Origin of the sequence: Pimelobacter simplex, assembly GCF_024662235.1 — a bacterium.
Lineage (GTDB): Bacteria > Actinomycetota > Actinomycetes > Propionibacteriales > Nocardioidaceae > Nocardioides.
Genome location: NZ_CP096276.1, coordinates 1,076,042 through 1,092,966, shown reverse-complemented (window position 1 = coordinate 1,092,966; position 16,925 = coordinate 1,076,042). Strand labels below are relative to the sequence as shown.

Annotated in this window: 14 protein-coding genes; all 14 read right to left on the bottom strand. The window is 77.3% G+C overall.

Features of this window, described 5'->3' with window-relative positions:
- Positions 1 to 4: 4 nt before the first annotated feature.
- From galE to M0M48_RS05080, 14 genes are read right to left on the bottom strand one after another with little or no spacing between them, the layout of a single operon-like run.
- Positions 5 to 1,045: a UDP-glucose 4-epimerase GalE gene (galE, locus tag M0M48_RS05145; RefSeq protein ID WP_257750313.1), complete on the bottom strand. Its 1,041-nt coding sequence runs from the start codon at positions 1,043 to 1,045 to the stop codon at positions 5 to 7.
- Position 1,046: 1 nt separating this feature from the next.
- The gene (locus tag M0M48_RS05140) at positions 1,047 to 1,883 is read right to left on the bottom strand and encodes a hypothetical protein (RefSeq protein WP_257750312.1); all 837 of its coding nucleotides are present in this window, start codon (positions 1,881 to 1,883) and stop codon (positions 1,047 to 1,049) included.
- Entirely contained in the window at positions 1,880 to 2,950 is a 1,071-nt protein-coding gene (locus M0M48_RS05135) for a glycosyltransferase (protein ID WP_257750311.1), read from the bottom strand. Before M0M48_RS05135 ends, M0M48_RS05140 begins: the two co-directional genes overlap by 4 nt.
- Complete coding sequence (locus M0M48_RS05130) at positions 2,947 to 4,056, bottom strand: glycosyltransferase family 4 protein (RefSeq protein ID WP_257750310.1); 1,110 nt, start codon at positions 4,054 to 4,056, stop codon at positions 2,947 to 2,949. Before M0M48_RS05130 ends, M0M48_RS05135 begins: the two co-directional genes overlap by 4 nt.
- Positions 4,038 to 6,866, bottom strand: a complete 2,829-nt coding sequence (locus tag M0M48_RS05125) for an oligosaccharide flippase family protein (RefSeq protein WP_257750309.1) — start codon at positions 6,864 to 6,866, stop codon at positions 4,038 to 4,040. Before M0M48_RS05125 ends, M0M48_RS05130 begins: the two co-directional genes overlap by 19 nt.
- A gap of 2 nt (positions 6,867 to 6,868) precedes the next feature.
- Entirely contained in the window at positions 6,869 to 7,531 is a 663-nt protein-coding gene (locus M0M48_RS05120) for a hypothetical protein (protein ID WP_257750308.1), read from the bottom strand.
- Positions 7,532 to 7,536: 5 nt separating this feature from the next.
- Entirely contained in the window at positions 7,537 to 8,682 is a 1,146-nt protein-coding gene (locus M0M48_RS05115) for a cellulase family glycosylhydrolase (RefSeq protein WP_215815366.1), read from the bottom strand.
- A complete protein-coding gene (locus M0M48_RS05110; RefSeq protein ID WP_257750307.1) occupies positions 8,679 to 9,512 on the bottom strand; it encodes a polysaccharide deacetylase family protein in 834 nt (277 codons plus the stop codon). Before M0M48_RS05110 ends, M0M48_RS05115 begins: the two co-directional genes overlap by 4 nt.
- Positions 9,509 to 10,075: a hypothetical protein gene (locus tag M0M48_RS05105; RefSeq protein ID WP_257759312.1), complete on the bottom strand. Its 567-nt coding sequence runs from the start codon at positions 10,073 to 10,075 to the stop codon at positions 9,509 to 9,511. The genes M0M48_RS05110 and M0M48_RS05105 overlap by 4 nt, the downstream gene beginning before the upstream one ends.
- Positions 10,069 to 10,995 carry an O-antigen ligase family protein gene (locus M0M48_RS05100; protein WP_257759346.1) on the bottom strand — a complete coding sequence of 309 codons (927 nt, stop codon included), beginning with the start codon at positions 10,993 to 10,995 and terminating at the stop codon, positions 10,069 to 10,071. The genes M0M48_RS05105 and M0M48_RS05100 overlap by 7 nt, the downstream gene beginning before the upstream one ends.
- Positions 10,996 to 11,044: 49 nt before the next feature.
- Positions 11,045 to 13,543, bottom strand: coding sequence for a glycosyltransferase (locus M0M48_RS05095; RefSeq protein WP_257759311.1), 2,499 nt, complete (start codon positions 13,541 to 13,543; stop codon positions 11,045 to 11,047).
- 11 nt (positions 13,544 to 13,554) lie between these two features.
- Positions 13,555 to 14,895, bottom strand: coding sequence for a polysaccharide biosynthesis tyrosine autokinase (locus M0M48_RS05090; RefSeq protein WP_215815371.1), 1,341 nt, complete (start codon positions 14,893 to 14,895; stop codon positions 13,555 to 13,557).
- 11 nt (positions 14,896 to 14,906) lie between these two features.
- Complete coding sequence (locus M0M48_RS05085) at positions 14,907 to 15,947, bottom strand: glycosyltransferase family 4 protein (RefSeq protein WP_257750304.1); 1,041 nt, start codon at positions 15,945 to 15,947, stop codon at positions 14,907 to 14,909.
- 6 nt (positions 15,948 to 15,953) lie between these two features.
- Positions 15,954 to 16,919 (bottom strand): hypothetical protein, encoded by a 966-nt coding sequence (locus M0M48_RS05080; protein ID WP_257750303.1) that lies wholly within the window; start codon positions 16,917 to 16,919, stop codon positions 15,954 to 15,956.
- Between the last annotated feature and the right edge of the window lie 6 nt (positions 16,920 to 16,925).

The following is a 16,925-nucleotide window of genomic DNA, read 5'->3' as shown; positions in this document are numbered from 1 at the left end:
GCGCTCACCTGGTTGATCCAGGGAATCCGGGGGAACCGACCGGGTCGGCGGAGATGCCGGCGAGCACGGCCGGGCGCCGGTCGAGCCAGCCCAGCAGGTCGGCGACGCCGGTGGCGAGGTCGCGCTCGGCGTGCCAGCCGAGCAGCCGGGCGGCGCGGTCGGTCCGGGCGAAGGCGCCGGCGGTGTCACCGGGGCGCCGCGGCGCGTCGGCCACGGTGACCGGGTGGCCGCTGACCCGGGCGAAGGTCGCGACCAGCTCGCGGACCGTCGTACCGCGGCCGGTGCCGAGGTTGATCGCCTGGGCGCGGCGGCCGTCGAGCGCGCGCTCGAAGTGCTCCACGGCGGCGACGTGGGCGCGGGCGAGGTCCCACACGTGGACGTAGTCGCGCAGCGCGCTGCCGTCCCGGGTCGGGTAGTCGGTGCCGCGGACCGGGAACACCGCGCCCGTGCGGCGGCAGTCCGCGAGCACGCCGAGGACGTGCCCGGGCCGGGGCTGCTGCGGACCGGTCCGCAGCCACGGGTCCGCGCCGACCGGGTTGAAGTAGCGCAGCGAGAGCACTCGCAGCCGGCCCGCCGCGGCGAGGTCGGCGAGCATCTGCTCGGCCACCGCCTTGGTCCGGGCGTAGGGACTGGCCGGGGCCCAGGGCGCGTCCTCGTCGACGGCGAGGTCGGGGCCGGCGCCGTAGACGGAGGCCGAGCCGCTGACCACGAGGTCGTGGACGCCGCAGCCGGAGAGCGCCTCGGCGAGCTCGAGCGTGCCGGTCACGTTGGTCCGGTAGTAGTCCGCCGGCCGGGCCACCGACTCCGGCACGACCACGCGGGCCGCGCAGTGGACGGCGGTCCGGATGCCCGGGTGCCGCGCGACGATCCGGCGGACCAGGCCGGCATCGGCGATGTCGCCGCGGTAGAACGTCCGGCCGCGGACGAACTCCGCGCGCCCGGTCGAGAGGTCGTCGAGGACCACGGGGTGGTGGCCGGCGTCGGCCAGGGCCGAGACGACGGTGCTGCCGATGTAGCCGGCGCCGCCGGTGACGAGGACGTCCACGTCAGCACCGCCCCGGGACGCCGGGCGCCACACCACGGGGTACCGCCTGGGCGAGCACCCGGCCGAGCCGCAGCCCGCGGGGCACCTCGTGGAACAGCCGCAGCCGGACCGCGCCCGGCCGGCCGGAGGCGAAGCAGTAGAAGCGACCCGAGACGACCTGGACCACGCGGCCCTCGGCGTCGACGAGCAGCGCCTGCGCGGCCAGGTAGCCGCTGAGGTCGCCGCGCGCGGTGAGCCGGGCCGTGACGACGGTGTCGCCGGGCAGGTGGCGCAGGCGGGGCTCGCGGACCTCGACGCGGGGGACGTCGCCGTCCGCGGTGCTCGACCCGCCCGCGACCGGGCGCACCTCGACCTCGGTGACCCCGCGCAGCGGGGAGCGCAGCTCGGCGAACAGGCCGAACTCGGCGCCGGGGGCGAGGCCGACGACGGTGCAGCAGACGTCGTCCTCGGTGCCACTGGTGCTGAGGAGCGCGGCGCCCGAGGAGTCCCGTGCGGTGAGCAGCACCCGGGCCCGCTCGACCACCTCGTCGGTGTCGTTGCGCACGACCACGGCGAGCTGACCGGCCGCCTGGCCCCACGAGACGACGGTGAGGCCGGAGCCGCCGGGCGTGCTGGGCGGCGCGGTCGTCGCGGTCGTCGGGGACGTCGGGGTGGGCGCGGGGGCCGAGGTCGTGGGCGCGGCCGAGCGCTCGGGGCCCGGCGCCGGGTCGGGGTCGTCGCCGCGGCGGTCGGTGATGCCGGTCATCAGCAGGAACCCGCCGACCAGCCCCACCACCACGCAGCCGATGCCCACGAACAGCGGCCACCGCGGGCCGCGCTTCTCGTTCCAGGGACTCATGAGATTCCTTCCGTTGTCGTGGCGCCGCGGGCGTAGATGGCGCGGTACTGCTCGACCATCCGTTCGGGTCCGAACCGGCGGGCGGCCACCTCGCGGCCGCGCTCGGCGAGCGCCCGGCGCACGGACGGCGTACCGGTGACCTGGTCGAGGGCCTCGACGAGCGCCGGGACCGAGCCGGGCCGGACGATCCGGACGGCGCCGGCGAAGTGGTCGACCACGCCCGGTACGCCCGAGGCGACCACCGGCACACCGGCACCGATCGCCTCGAGCACCGAGATGGGCAGGCCCTCCCAGTCCGTGGGGAGGACCGCGAAGTCGGCGGCGGCGAGCAGCCGCGGTACGTCGGTGCGCTCGCCGAGGAAGCGCACCCGGTCGCGCAGGCCGAGCATGCCGGTGCGCGCGGTGAGGTGCGCGCGGTGCGGGCCGTCGCCGGCCAGCAGGAGGGTCGCCGGGCGCGGCAGCCGGGCCCAGGCGTCGAGGAGCAGGTCGTGCCGCTTCTGGTCGACCATCCGGGCCAGGCAGACCCCGACGACCTCGTCGGGGGCCAGGCCGAGCTCGTGCCGGGCGCGCTCGCGCGGGTAGTCCGGCAGCGGGTCGATGGTGTTGGCCACGACGTCGATCCGCGCGGCCGGGTAGCCGTGCCGCTCCAGCTGCACCGCCAGGTGCGGGGCGACGACGACGACCCGGTCGCTGGTCCGCTCCAGGAGGGCCGCGGCGCGGCCGGCCTCGGCCTCGCTGACGCCGTGCAGCGTCGTGACGATCGGCGTACGACGGCCGAACGCCAGGCGCGCCAGGGTGGCCGGCTTCGGGTTGTGGGCGTGGACCAGGTCCGGCGTCTCGACCGCGCGCAGCCGGCGCAGCGAGCCGGCCAGGTCGGTCAGCCGGCGTCCGGCCAGGCGCAGCGGCACGTGGGTGACGCCGGCCGCCTCCAGCTCGGCGACCCGGAAGCCGGGCGTGCTCGCGACCCGGACGTCGTGCCCGTCGCCGGCGGCCGCGAGCGCCAGGCGCACGGCGACGACCTCGGCGCCGCCGATGCCCAGCTCGGAGATGATGCTCAGCAGCCTCATCCGGCCACTCCTTCGTAGATCGGGACCAGCGCGGCGACGGTGTGCGCGACGCGGTGCCGCGCGGCGATCCGGGCCCGGGCGGCCGCGCCCATGGCCTCGCGCCGCGCGCGGTCGTCGGTGAGGGCGCCGAGCGCGGCAACCCACTGGGCGTGGTCGCCGGGCCGGACCAGGAGTCCCTCGACGCCGTCGCGCAGCACCTCGGGGACGCCGCCGACGCGCGTGGCCACCGCCGGGACGCCACAGGCCATCGCCTGCAGCAGCGCCATCGGCGAGGCCTCGGCCGCCGACGAGAGCACGAAGAGGTCCGCCTCGCGCACTAGGGCCGACGGGTCGGCGAGGTAGCCGGCGAACCGCACCCGGTCGCCGGTCCCGGTCGCGGCGACGGCCGCCTCGACCCGCGCGCGCTCGGGTCCGTCGCCCACGAGGACCAGCTCGAGGCCGGGGACCTCGGCGACGGCATGGACCAGGTCCGGGACCCGCTTGACCGGCTGCATCAGGCCGACCCAGACTGCCCGGACCGGACCCTCGGTCCGCGCCGGTCGCGGCGCGGGGGCCGGGCCGAGCCAGGCGTCGGTGACCCCGTTGGGGACGACGTGCACCCGGGTGCCCGCGACCCCGACGTGCTCGCGGGCGTAGTGCGCGAGGGCCGCGCAGGGCGTGGCCAGCGCCGTCCGGGGGCGGGCGGCGAGGAGCCGCTCGAGCCCCAGGTAGACCGCGCGGTCGCGGCGGCGGGACGTCGTCACCGGCAGGTTGCCGGGCACGAGCGGCGCCAGTGCGTCGGGGACGCCGTGCAGCGTGTAGACCGTCGCGGCCCGGCCGCCGAGCAGCCGGCCGACCAGGCCCGCGCGCCGGTCCTGCAGGTGGACGACGTCGGGATCGATCGCGCGCAGGGTCCGGGCCACGGCACGGGCGCCGGCCAGGTCGGTCTTGGTGCGGACGGCGGCCGCGTGCGTGCGTACGCCGGAACCGGCGACCCGGTCGAGCACCGCGCCCGCCGGGCCGACGAGGTGGCTCTCGTGACCGCGCCGCGCGAGCTCGACCGCGACGTCGACCGCGTGGTCGACCGGTCCCCCGCGCTCCTGGGTGATCAGCTGGACGACGCGCACCGGCGCACCTCCTCGGGACCGGTCCGGCGGGCCGCGGCGCCGAGCGCCGTACCGAGCGCGACCAGCAGCCACACGGGCAGGTAGAACTGCTCGCTCAGGAAGCAGGCGGCGGTGAGCGTGCCGGCGAACGCCACGACGACGGCGTCGCCGAGGGGGCGCAGCGCGGGTGTCCGGCGGGCGCGCCAGGCCCCGCGGACGCCGTACCCGAGGGCGGCGAGGAAGGCGACGAGGGCCGGGAGCCCGAGCTCGGCGCCGACGTCGAGGTACATCTGGTGGGCGACGGTCTGGCGCACCGCGGGGACGCCGGCGGGCAGGTAGCGCTCCGACTCCGCGGCGAACCCGCCGGGCCCCTGGCCGAGCAGCGGGCGGTGCGCGACCATCTCGGCGGCGACGGTCCAGGTGGTCACCCGCTGGTCGACGTTCTGCGCGGCCACGTGGCGCTTCTCGACCAGGCTGCGGTCGACGGTGTCGGCGTGGGTGGCCCACAGCGCGACGAGCGCGACGCCCGCCGCGGCGGCCACGGCCAGCGCGGTGACCGGCCGGACCGCGCCGACGGCCAGGGCCACGACGACCATCGCGACCAGGCCGATGAGCGCTCCGCGCGAGAGCGTCGCCAGCGAGGCGAGCACGAGGATCGCCGCGCACCCGGCCAGGAGCGGCGTCCACAGCAGCGGGCGGCGGGTCCGGACCAGCACGAACGGCAGCGCCGCGACGAGGAAGAAGGCGAGGTCGTTGGCGTCGGCGAGCGGGCCGGCCGCGCGGCCTCCGTCGCGCAGGAAGCCGAGGAGCGCGACCAGTCCGGCGGCAGTGCAGGACAGCGCGAAGGCGGTGGCGAGCCGTCGTACCGCGGCGGCGGGGTCGGGCCGGCCGCGGGAGATCGTGTCGACCAGGACCACCACGACGACGAGGTACGACGCATAGGTCAGCGCGTGCGCGCCCCCGGTCGCGAGGTCTCCCCCGGCCGCGACGAACGAGGCGAGCAGCAGCAGGCCGAGGCAGCCGAGCGCGACGACCGCCGGCTCGCGCAGGGTACGGCGGCCCGGCTCGGCGACCACCCGGACCAGCCAGGCCAGCAGCAGCACCGCGCCGAGCGCCTTGACGGCGGCGGGGTGCACCTCGCGGGCCAGGTCGCCGAACGGCTCGACGACGACATAGGCGATCGCGGCCCACTCGACCCGACAGACCGCGACCGCCAGGGCGACGAGCACCAGCAGCGCGAGCAGGAGGGTGCCCGGCGCAGACACGGCGAGGTGACCGCCGCCCAGCACCGCCGCCCCCAGCGGTACGACGGCGAGCCAGCCGGGCCGGACGCGCACCGGCCGGGAGCGCCGGGCCAGCAGGAGGACGCCCGCGTAGGCGGCGAGACCGCAGGTCGCGGCGAGGCCGAGCCGGACGAAGGAGACCGCGGGACCGGGCAGCAGCCGGTCGGCGGTCGTGGCCGCCGCGGCCAGCGCCAGGCCCGCGAGCGCGACCGGCGCGAGCCGGCGCAGCGCGTCCCGCAGGGCGTCACCGTCGAGGCCGGGCACCCGCCACCGGACCAGGACGACGGCCGCGCCGAGGGTGAGCAGGCCGGAGACCGCCTGGGCCGCGGCGACCGCGGTGACGCCGCGGTCGACGACGAGCAGGAGCAGCCCGACCAGGGTGACCAGGTGCAGGGCGACGATCCGGAGCAGGTCCGGCGTGCGCCCGACCGCCTTGAGCGCGGCGAGCGCCGGCTCCAGGGCACTGAGCAGCAGCCCGTACCCGGCCAGCCAGCGCAGCGCCGGGACGCCCGGCGCCCACTGCTCGCCCAGCAGGGTGAGGTGGGGGGCGAGGACCAGCATCCCGGCGTACAGCGGGACGACGAGGGTGTGCACGGTGACGGCGGCGTCGACGGTCGCCGTACCGATGGCGGGGCCGCGGAGCCGGCACAGGTGCGCGAACACCGCTCCCCCGATGACCATCGCGACGAGCAGGTAGGGCATGTAGGCGAGGCGGAACGCGATCGAGTAGACGCCGACGTCGGCGCTGCCGAGGTGGTGGGCGACGAGCACGTAGTCGACGTTGAGCACGAGCAGCGTGAGCAGGCTGCCGGCCGCCAGGCTGCGGCCGTAGGTCAGCAGGGCGGCGGCGTCCGGCCGCACCCAGCCCGGCCGGACCGGGGGGCGCACGACCCAGAAGCCGACGAGCGTGACGGCGGCCAGGGCGAGCTGACCGGGGACGAGCGCGGTCGCGCCGAGCCCGGCGGCGAGCCCGGCGACGGTGACGCCGGCGCCGACGAGGTTGCCGGCGATGTCGGGCAGCACCCGCCGGCGGAAGTCCAGGCCGCGGCGCAGCAGCTCGCCGCTGACCCCGGCGACCGCCAGGAGCGGTGCGCACAGGACGACGCCGCGCAGCACGGCGGTCCCGTCGTCCCCCACCCGGAGCCCGGCGGCCAGCGCCGGGGCAGTGATCCAGACCGCCGCGACCAGGACGGCCGACGTCGCGAGCGCGAGCGTCACGGCGGTCCGCGCGGCCCGCTCGGCATCGCCGCGCAGGTGCACGAGGGCGGTGCTGGTGCCGAGGTCGGCGAGCACGGTGACCACGTTGAGCACCACGGAGGCCAGTGCGACCAGGCCCATCGCGCCGGGGTCCAGCACCGCCGCGAAGACCAGCAGCACGAGGGTCTGAGCCGTCTTGGCGCTCACCGCGCCCACCGCGAGCCAGCCCGCGCCCTGGGTCACCGGGGCGGCCGGGGAGACCGGGGTGACCGGGGTGACCGGGGCGACCGGGGCGACCGGGGCGACCGGGGCGGGACGCTCGGCGAGGGCGGTGGCGGTGGCGGTGGACACGGTCAGGACTCCGTCCCGCGGACCTCGGTCAGCAGCTGCTCCAGGGCAGCGCAGCGATCGCGCAGGGCGCCCAGCCCGTCGGCCAGCGCACCGGTCGCGGCGGCGAGCGCCTCGTGCAGCGCGATCCCGGCGCCGAGGGCGTCGCGGAGCTCCTGGCGGGCCTGGGCCCGGGCGCGCTCGGCGGCGATCTCGGCGGCCGCCGACTGCTCGGCGACCCGGCGGCGCGCGGCCGACTCGGCCACCGGCACCGCCGTACGCCGGGCCTCGGCCCGGACGCTCGCGGCGCTCTCCTCGGCCTGCGCGGTCAGCTCCCCGATGAGCTGGTCGACCCGCTCGCTCCACGCCCGCTCCCAGGCGTCCGCCGAGGCGGAGACCTCGGCGGCCTCGGCCTCGGCGGCCCGGCGGATCCGGTCGGCGACCTGGCTCGCCTCGTGCACCACCGATGCCCCCTGGGCGGCGGCGTCGGCGTGCTCGCGGCGGGCGAGGGCGAGGAGCTCGTCGGCCTGGCGGCGGGCGTCCGCGGTCGCGGACCGGGGCTCGACGGGCTCGGACGGCTCGGACGGCACGGCCGGCACGGTCGGCTCCAGGACCGCCGGCTCGGCAGGCGTGCCGGCGAGCAGGTCGTCGATCCCCGTCCACGGCGGGCGCTGACGGCGCGGGAACACCGGCCTCACCGTCCCTTCGCCTCGGCCTCGAAGGCCCGCAGCGCGGGCTTCGGCTGGAGGCGGGCGGTGAGCAGCCCGAACCCGTCCTGGTACGACGCACTGCGGCCGTCGACGTCGCGGTACCAGATGATCGGCCCGACGTACGGGTAGCGGTCCCGGATCAGCTGCACGGCCTGGCGCAGGTAGCGCGCCTGCTGGCGCGGCGTGACCGGCCGGTCCCACGGGTTGCCCTCGTTGTCGGTACCGGTCGACCAGCCGAGCTCGGTCACCCAGATCGCCTTGCGGCGATCGCCCCACTCGTCCATCACCGCGCGCATCGCCGGGGTGTGGGTGAGCCGCCAGACCGCGCCCACGGAGGGGGTGTCGGGCGCGGCGTCGCTCGGCCCGACGTAGGGGTGGGTGGCGAGCGCGTCGAAGCAGCCCTTGGCACCGGCCCGGTAGGCCCGGCCCAGCCAGGCGTCGTCGTTGTACATCAGCCCGCCGAAGAGGACCGGCGCGTCGTCGTACCGCTTGACGGCGGGATAGGCCGCGCACAGCATCCGCGTGTACGTCGCCGGGTCGGCGCCGGCGAAGAACCCGTCGAAGTTCGGCTCGTTCCAGATCTCCCAGGCCGCGACCTGGTCGCGCCAGCGCTCGGCGGCCCGGCCGAGCGCCCGCGCGTAGTCCTGCGGGTCGGTCGGTGGGGCGTAGAGGCTGCCGGACGCGCTGGCCCACGCGGGCGTCTGCCAGAACGACAGGATCACCTGGAGGCCGTTGGCCCGGGCGCCGGCGAGGACGTCGTCGATGAGCTCGGCGTACCAGGGGGCGAACGGACCGGGTCCGTCCGGCTCCAGGGTCGACCAGCCGACGTCCACCCGGACCCAGCGGCTGCCGGCGGCGCGCAGCCGCTTCATCACGCGCACGGCGCGGGCGGCGTCGGTGCCGTGGTGCGCGGAGAGCTGGAAGCCGAGGGCGCCGTCGGGCGGACGCCGCGGCGGCCGGGGACGGGCGGCGGGCGTGGCGGCCGGTGGAGCCGCGGCCTCGGTCCGGACCTCGACCCGGGTCGCGTCGGTCTGGGAGCGGGCGTTGAGCTGCCAGGGCAGCGAGGCGCCGAGCGCCCAGAGCCCGATGATGCCGAGCACCACCAGGCTGCGTCGCAGGACCGTGCTCATCGTCCACCTCCGGTGGCCTCGGGTGCGGAGAGCTCCTCGCGCGGCGCGCGGCCGACGAGGTCGTGCGCCGCGCGGCGCAGCAGCGGGAACCGCTCGGTCGCGCGGCGGGCGCGCGGGTAGTGCCGGTGCAGCTTGATCCGGAACGAGCGCAGCGTGTCGGTCGCGTTGACGTCGACCCGGCCGGTCGCGAACGGGCCGGCCGCGTCGTGGACGGCGAAGGCGCCGTCGTAGCCGGCGGCGCGCACCGCCGCGCGCACCCGGGCGTCGTGGGTGCCGTAGGGGAAGGCGTACGAGCGCACCGGACGGCCGACCACCCGCTCCAGCTCGGTGCGAGCCGCGCCCACGTGACGGTGCAGATCGGCGGCGCCGAGCGTGGTCAGGTCGGCATGGTCGAAGCCGTGCGCGCCGATCGCCATGCCGTCGGCGGCGACCTCGCGGAGCTCGCTCGCTCCCATGAGCGGGTGGCGGTGGCGGGCCGGCAGCCAGTCCGAGCTGCCGCCGACGAGCCCGGCAGGCACGTAGAGGACGCTCGGCACGCCGAAGGACGCCAGCACCGGCGCCGCGTGCTCGCCCACGCCGACGTAGCCGTCGTCGAAGGTGAGGAGCACCGCGCGGCGCGGCAGCGGCGTTCCGGCACCGGCACCGGTGCCGGTGCCCGCGCCGGCCGCCAGGTAGGTCGCCTCGTCGATCGGGACGTAGCCCGCCTCGAGGAGGTGCTCGACCTGGTCGCGGAACGCGCGCGGCGTCACGAACATCCCGTGCGGGTCACGCGCGGCGCTGACCCGGTCGACGCCGTGGTACATGAGGACCCGGACTCGCGGCGTGCTCACGGGACCCGCTGCCTGATCTGGTAGATCCCGCCGGCCAGCAGCAGGCCGGCCAGGGTGAACAGGGCGGCGAGGTAGAGCCGGCGCGGTGGGTCCGAGGTGACGCCGGCGCCGCCCGCCTGGACGACGACCACCACCTTGGCCGTCTCGTCGGACTGGCCGAGCTGCTCGGCACGGGCGGCGAGCCCGTTCGCGACGTCGATCGCGGCGTCCTTGTCGGTCGAGGAGGCGGCGATCCGGATCGTCGAGGTGCCGGGGTCGCGCGTGGTGGTCACGTCGACGTCCGGGCGATCGCCCGAGCGGTCGGCGGTGCCGGCGACCATGGCCGCGGTCTCCTTCGCGCCCAGCGCGACGGCGTACTCGTGGGCCTGCATCTCGATGCTGTCGGCGCTCTGCTCGGCCGTCAGCGGGCGCAGCGCGATGGCGCTGGTCGCCGTGTAGGTGGTCGGCATCAGCACGATCAGCTGGACGCCGAAGGTGACCAGCAGCGCGAGACCACCGACCAGCAGTCCGATCGAGCGCCACTGCTCGCGCTGGCGCCGGGCCTGTCCCTCGGTGCTCACCATGGTCGTCTCTCTCCTGTCGGGGGGTGGTTCGGTACGGGTCGGGGCGCGTCGCCGTCGTCCGGGGCGCCGCGGGCCTCGACCGTCATCGCCATGCCGAGCAGGGTCCAGACCAGGCCGGCGACGATCGGGTTGCGCAGGGGCATGTCGAAGACGCAGTGGACGGCGACCGCGCTGAGCGCGGCGAGGACGGCCAGGCTCCGCGCCCGGGACGGCGCGCCGGGGCGCACCGGTCCGGGGCCGGCGAGCGCCTGGCGCCGGGCGGCGAGGACGCAGCCGGCCACGACCACGAGGCCGAGCGCCAGCCCGACCACGCCGCGGTCGGCCAGGATCGTCAGCGCCAGGTCGTGCGGGTGGTCGGCGGGCTCGGCCGAGATCGCGCTGGCGGTCTGGCCCGCGGCGACCTTGAAGCCGCTCGGGCCGACGCCGAACCACGGGTGCTCGGAGGCCTGGCGCCAGGCCTCCGCCCAGATGAGGGGGCGGTCGTCGTACTGGTTCTGGGTGGGGTCGCCCAGCGAGCGGAGCCGGGCCCCGACGACGCCGAGGACCGGCGTCGAGGCCGGCAGCACCACCGCAGCAGCGGCCGCCGCGAGCACCGTGGCGCCGACGCCCGCGAGGGCCCGCCGGGTGGCCGGCTCGCAGATCGCGAGGCCGACGAGGGCGACGACACCGCCGATCCAGGCGCCGCGCGACATGCTCATCGCCCAGGCCCCGACCAGGCAGGCCGCGGCCAGACCGAGCACGACGGTCCGGCGGCGGGAGCCGGCGGAGACCAGCGCGACGACGGTCAGCGGCAGCAGTGCCGCGCAGAAGATGCCGAGCTCGTTGGGCTGCGCGAACGGACCGGTCAGCCGGCCCAGGACGACGCTGCCCCCCTCCGCGGCCTGGAGCGCCCCGGCCGAGCCCACCGAGGTCAGCGCCATCGCGGCGACAACGCCGCCGACGACGACGAGCAGGTCGATCGCGTCGACCTCACTGCCGGGCCGGAAGGCCACCACGATCGCCAGGCCGTAGCCGAGCGTGAGCAGCGAGATCACGACGCTGGGCACCGCCCGGTCGGGGTCCACGCCGGTCGCGGCCGACACGACGCCGCCGGCGACGCTGAGCGCCAGGCCCAGGAAGACCAGGGACGGCGGGAGCCCGATCCGGTCGAGCACCAGCAGGCGCAGCACCAGGAGCGCGGGGACGGCCATCGCGACGTACGTCAGGCTCAGGCCGGCCCCCGGCACCGCGGTGTCCCCGAAGGGCAGCACCACGATGACCAGCGCCACGGCCAGCGCCAGCGGGCGCCCGCCGACACCGCCGGCACCGCCGGCCAGCGGCCGCGCCCGGTCGAGGACGACGGCGCGGTAGCCGGGCAGGGGGCTCAGGGTGGGCAGGCTCACGACGTGGGCCTCCCACGCAGCGCGGCCGAGACCGCGCCGTACGCCTTGGCGAGGTCGCGGGCCGCCGCGACGCCGGGCACCAGGGCCACGGTCCGCACCGGTGCCGGGCCGCGCAGCGCGCGGGCCACCGGCAGCGAGAGGTAGGCGGCACCACCGGCGGCGGCGAGCCCCGGGACCGGCGCCCGCCGCGCACGGCGACCACCGCCGCGACGCCGTACGCCGCCACGCGGGCCAGGTCGCGGCTGAGCAGCCGGCGGTCGAGCGAGTAGCCGCTGCCCTCGCCGTAGCGGCGGTACATGGTCAGGTTGGCCCGGAAGGTCGGCCGCTGGGCCCACACCACCTCGGCGTCGCGCACCATCGCGGCGCGCGCTCCCGCGGCGACGACGCTGCGGCCGAACAGCACGTCCTCGCCGGTCGCGAGGTCCTCGGGGAAGCCCCCGGCCGCGCGCCAGGCCTCGCGGCGGAACGCCACCGAGCGGCCGGTGGGCATGGTCGGGTCGAAGCTGCGGCCCAGGAAGCGTCCGTAGACGCGCACGAGCGGGGTCGGCCGGGCGAGCTCCTCGATCATCGGGTAGCCGACGGCGGCGAGGGCGTGCTCCCAGGCCCGGTCGGCCTCGACGCTGTAGGTGCCGGTCCACAGACCGATCTCGGGGTGCCGGTCGAAGGCCCGGCGCAGCGCGCCCAGCCAGTCGGGGACCGGCGCGCATCCCGCGTCGGTGCAGGCGATCGCGTCGTGCGTCGCGGCGGCGATGCCGAGGTTGCGGCCCTGCGAGATCCCCGCGCCGGGCTCGACGAGCAGCCGCACGCGCGGGTCGCGGAGCGCCAGGTCGGCGAGCAGCTCGGCGGTGCCGTCGGTGGAGCCGCCGTCGACGACGACGAGCTCGTCGTCCGGTCCCAGCTGCGGCAGCAGCGCGCCGAGCAGCGAGCCGAGCGCGGCGCGGTCGTCGAGGACGGTCGTGACGATGCTGATCGGCGGACCCTCGGGGTCGCGGCCCGCGCCGGGCCGGTGAGCCAGGGCGGCCAGGAAGTCCACGAACGTGCCGGCCGCCTCGGCGGCGTCCGCGAAGGCGCCCGCCCGGCGGGTCGCGGCCTCGCCCAGCCCACGCCGGGCCTCGTCGTCGGCCAGCCGGGCGAGGGCCGCGGCCACCGCGTCGGGGCGACCCGGCGCGACGACGACGGCGCCGTCACCGGCCACCTCGTCGACCGGCGGTACGGCGACCACCGGCACGCCGCCGGTGACCGCCTCGAGCGCCGCCATCCCGAACGCCTCGCGCACCCACGGCTCCGCCGGCGTCGGCCGGGTCAGCACGGCGACCGCGTCGAAGGCGGTCACGATCCGGCCGAAGTCGGGCACCTCGCCCAGGAACCGCACCCGCGCCCCGACACCGAGCGTCGTGGCGAGTGCCGTGAGCCGGTCCCGCTCCCCCGGCTCGGCCGGGTCGGCGATGCCCGCGACGGCGAGCTCCCAGCCGGCCGCGCCGGGCTCGGCCAGCGCGCGGACGGCGTCCTCGACGCCCTTGTAGGCGGTGAGCCGGGTCCCCATGCCCAGCAGCAGCCGGCCCTCGGCCAGGTCCACGCCGAGCCGGGCGCGGGCCGCGGGCCGGGCCAGCGGGAGCTCCCTCCGCGGCGGCGGCAGGACCAGGGCGTTGCCCGGGCTGCGCCCCTCGGTCAGCCAGGAGCTCGTCGAGACCTGCCCGTCGGTGAGCGCGTCGAGCAGCGCCACGACGCGCCCCGAGAACGACGCGTCGTGGCGCACCCACACGACCGGGACACCGAGCAGCCGGGCCACCGGCGCGGTGACCAAGCCCGCCTTGACGCCGTGCGCGACGACGACGTCGGGCGCGATCCGGCGCAGGTGCGGCAGCAGCCGCGCCTGGGAGCGGGCGATGCCGGCCGCCGAGCGCTCGGCGGGCAGCACCCGGACCTCGTGACCGCGGGCGGTCCACTGCGCGGCGGCCGGACCGTCCCCGAGCGCCACCACGGTCAGGTCGAGCCGGTCGGTGGCGTCGGCGAGGTGGAGCTGCCAGCGCTCCGCACCACCGAGGACGCCGCCGGCCTGCACCACGCAGACCCGGAGCTGGGACATGGTCGGTCCTCTCAGAACGCGCGGGTACGACGGCGCCGGCGGGCGGGCCGGACCCCGAGCAGGACGCTGCCGAGGATCCGCAGCCGGATGCCGCGCAGGTGCTCGGCCGCACGGCGTACGTAACGCGGGTGCACGCGGCCCGAGGGGACGGTGAGGAGCATCGCGCCGTGGATCGCCATGATCCGCGCGTCCTCGGAGCCGGACACCGGCGGCGCGTGCGCGATCACCACGTCGTAGGCGTCCTCGGTGTCCTGGAGCAGCCCGTGGAAGCGCATCTCGAGCAGGCTCGGCGCGGCGAGGTGGGCGTGGCCCACCGGCAGCACGTGGACCTGCGGGGTCGGGCCGACCATGACGGCCTCGTCGAAGGTGCAGGTCCCGGCCATCACGTCGTACAGGCCGGGCTCGCCGGGCGAGTCCAGCGCGGGGTGGACGGCGCCGTCGCGGTCGGCGTTGACCACGAGCACGCGGTGGCCGACCTCGGCGAGCGCGGTGGCCAGGTTGATCTCGGTCCAGCCCGCCCACGGGTCCGAGCCGCTGGCGGAGGCGACGACGAGCAGTCGGCTCGGGTCCTCGGCACTCGCGAACTCCACGGCGATGCGCAGCGCGCGGATCGCCTGGAACTCCTCGGCGTCGAGCTCGAGCGCGGGCACCCCGGCCGGGTCGGCCGGCTTGGGGATCACGCCGAGCACGGCGGTCTCGGAGACCTCGCCCATCTCGTCGGGGTCGGTGACGGTGCGGAACATCCGGTCCGCCGCGACCGCGGCGGCCGCGGCGAGCAGCAGCGCCAGGACCAGGCCGGCCAGGCTGGTCAGCGGGATGTTGGGTGAGCTGAACGTGTCGGGGGCGACCGCCGACTCGGTCACCTTGTAGTCGAAGGACCCGTTGCTCGGGTCGTGGGCCGGCAGCGCCTCGGCGACCAGGTTGGCGATCTCGGCGGCCTTCTTGGGGTCGGCGTCGCGCACGGAGACCTGCACGATCACCGTGCCCTCGACGACCTCGCCGCGCACCTCGTCGGCCAGCCGGGCCGACGAGCGTCCCGCGACGTCGCCGGACACCTCGTCGAGGAGCGGGCGCGAGGAGGCGACGTCCGCGATGGTGCCGAGCAGGTCGGTGTAGCTGACCGCCGACGGCGCCAGCTCGGCCTTGGGCGTGACCGCGATCCGGGCGGTCGCGGTGTACTCGCGCTGGGCGAGCACGAGGCCGGCGGCGACGACATTGGCGACGAGGGCGAACACGAGCAGCACCACCCACTTGCGGCGCCACAGCAACGCGCCGGCGGCGCGCAGGCCGCCGCGCACCGTCAGGGAGCGCGCGTCGGCGTGCTCGATCGGGTCCAGGGATGTCGTGGGCATGGTGGTCGGTCCTAACTGAGGATCAGTGCTGCTGCGGGGGTGTGCTGGTACGCGGTGCCGAGCCGGCGACGCTGCGCCGACGCGGAGTGGTCGGCGGCGAAGGCCAGCGAGCTCACCTGCTCGGCCGACCACTGGCCCGGGTCGAGCAGGCCGGCCACGCGGAGCGCGAGGTCCTCCGGCGTGGCGGCGAGACCGGGGACGCCGAGGCTCTCCAGCGTCGGGATCCGCCGGGCGACGATCGGGAGGCCCACCGTGGCGGCCTCGATGATGCTCACCGGCGCGCCCTCCCAGGCGGCCGTGTGCACGTAGACCTGGGCGGCGGCCAGGCGGCGCACCACCTCGTCGCGCGAGAGCCACCCGGACACGGCGATGCCGCCCTCGCGCAGGGCCGCCTCGGCACCGGGGTCGCCGCCGCCGAGCCACTCCCACTGGGCCGGCCGGACGCCGGCGTCGTCGAAGGAGCGCTTGGCCGCCAGCAGGTGGCGCCAGTCCTTCTGGGAGCTGATCCGGCCGGCGGTCACGACCCGGAGCGGGGTGGCGAAGCGGGCCCGGACGTCGGGCGGGTTGAGCGCCCGGTTGGGCACCGTCACCACGCGGCGGTGGCCGAGGTTGCGGGCCAGCACGGCCTCGTGGGGCGAGCAGGCGACGAGGACGGCGGTGCGTCGTACGAGGGCGCGCTCGATGTGCCGGATGCCGGCCCGGTGCACGGCGCTGATATCGCGCCGCTCGAAGGCGAAGCAGTGGGGGCTGTAGATCACGTCGACGTCCAGCTCGCCGCCCCGCGCCAGCATCCCGGCGTACGACGAGTGCGCGTGGAGCACGTCCGGCGCCAGCTCGCCCACCTCGGCGCGCAGCGCCCGGGCCGCCGCGAGCGGACCCCGCGGCAGCGCGCCGGTGGTGTGGAACGGGCGTCGCTCGTCGCCGGTGTCCGCGTGGTCGCGGCGCGGCCAGGTCACCAGGTGGTGCTCGATGTCCGGGGTCGCGTCGACCATGGTGAGGACGGAGCTGAGCACTCCTCCCCCCAGGGACTCGACGAGGTGGACGACGCGCATGATCGATCAGTCCTCGTCGGACGCGCCGCGGAACATCGCGCCGAGCTGGCGGCCACTGCGGCCGGCCTCGGTCTCGGTCTCGGCTGCCTCGGTCGCGGGCTCGGGCTCGGCAGCCTCGACGTCCACCGTGGGCTCGTCGCCCTCGGTCCCCGGCTCGGTCTCGGCCTCGGCCTCGGGCTCGGCGTCCCCCGCGGCCGCGGCGGCCGCGACGTCCGGGACCGGCGGGTTGCGCCGGGTCTCCTCGAGCAGGGCGTCGATGGCCCGGAGCTGGTCCTTGACCGCGGCCATGGCGAGGTCGAGCGCGTGCGCGACCTCGGTCATCGAGGTCTGCACGCCGGCGCCGAGGTCGGCGGCCTGGTGGAGCACCTCGCGGGCCCGGCCCCGGATCTCCTCGGCGTCGCGGGCGCCGCGGGCGGCCGCCTCGCCGACGTAGAGACGCGCGGTCTGCTCGGCCTCGGCCATCGCGGCGCGCATGGCCTCGGTGCGGATGTTCTCCGCGTCCCGCTCGGCCTCCTTGGTCAGGGTGTCCGTGGCGACCTCGACCCGGGCGCGCTGGGCCTTGACCCAGTCGATCGCCTCGCGGCGGGTGCGCTCGGCCTCGGCGTCCGCCTCCGCGCGGACCCGGTCGGCGACGTCGCGGGCCTCGACCACGATCTGCTCGGCCTGCTCGGTCGCGTCGTTGCGCGCCTGGGCGGCCATCGTGAGCATCTCCTGGGCCTGCTGCTGCGCGTCCCGGGTCGCCCGCAGGGTCGCGGCGTGCTCGGTGACCGACAGCGGTGCCGGCGCCGGTGCCGGGGCCTCGGCCGGAGGCGCGGACGGCGGCGGCGAGCTGGGCGGCGGCGAGGTGGGCGGCCCCGAGGACGGGGTCGCCTCGGGCGCGTCCGCACCACCCTGGAGCTCCGCCAGGACGTCGTCGAACGCCGCGGCAGCCTCCTGCGCGGCGCGATCGCCGGGGCGAGGTCGGTTGAACATCGTGGG

Excerpts from the sequence above, each read along its gene's own strand:
- M0M48_RS05140 (WP_257750312.1), bottom strand. The coding sequence starts at position 1,883 with ATGAGTCCCTGGAACGAGAAGCGCGGCCCGCGGTGGCCGCTGTTCGTG.
- M0M48_RS05135 (WP_257750311.1), bottom strand. The coding sequence starts at position 2,950 with ATGAGGCTGCTGAGCATCATCTCCGAGCTGGGCATCGGCGGCGCCGAG.
- M0M48_RS05115 (WP_215815366.1), bottom strand. The coding sequence starts at position 8,682 with ATGAGCACGGTCCTGCGACGCAGCCTGGTGGTGCTCGGCATCATCGGG.
- M0M48_RS05105 (WP_257759312.1), bottom strand. The coding sequence starts at position 10,075 with ATGGTGAGCACCGAGGGACAGGCCCGGCGCCAGCGCGAGCAGTGGCGC.
- M0M48_RS05100 (WP_257759346.1), bottom strand. The coding sequence starts at position 10,995 with ATGGCGCTGACCTCGGTGGGCTCGGCCGGGGCGCTCCAGGCCGCGGAG.
- M0M48_RS05095 (WP_257759311.1), bottom strand. The coding sequence starts at position 13,543 with ATGTCCCAGCTCCGGGTCTGCGTGGTGCAGGCCGGCGGCGTCCTCGGT.
- M0M48_RS05090 (WP_215815371.1), bottom strand. The coding sequence starts at position 14,895 with ATGCCCACGACATCCCTGGACCCGATCGAGCACGCCGACGCGCGCTCC.
- M0M48_RS05085 (WP_257750304.1), bottom strand. The coding sequence starts at position 15,947 with ATGCGCGTCGTCCACCTCGTCGAGTCCCTGGGGGGAGGAGTGCTCAGC.
- M0M48_RS05080 (WP_257750303.1), bottom strand. The coding sequence starts at position 16,919 with ATGTTCAACCGACCTCGCCCCGGCGATCGCGCCGCGCAGGAGGCTGCC.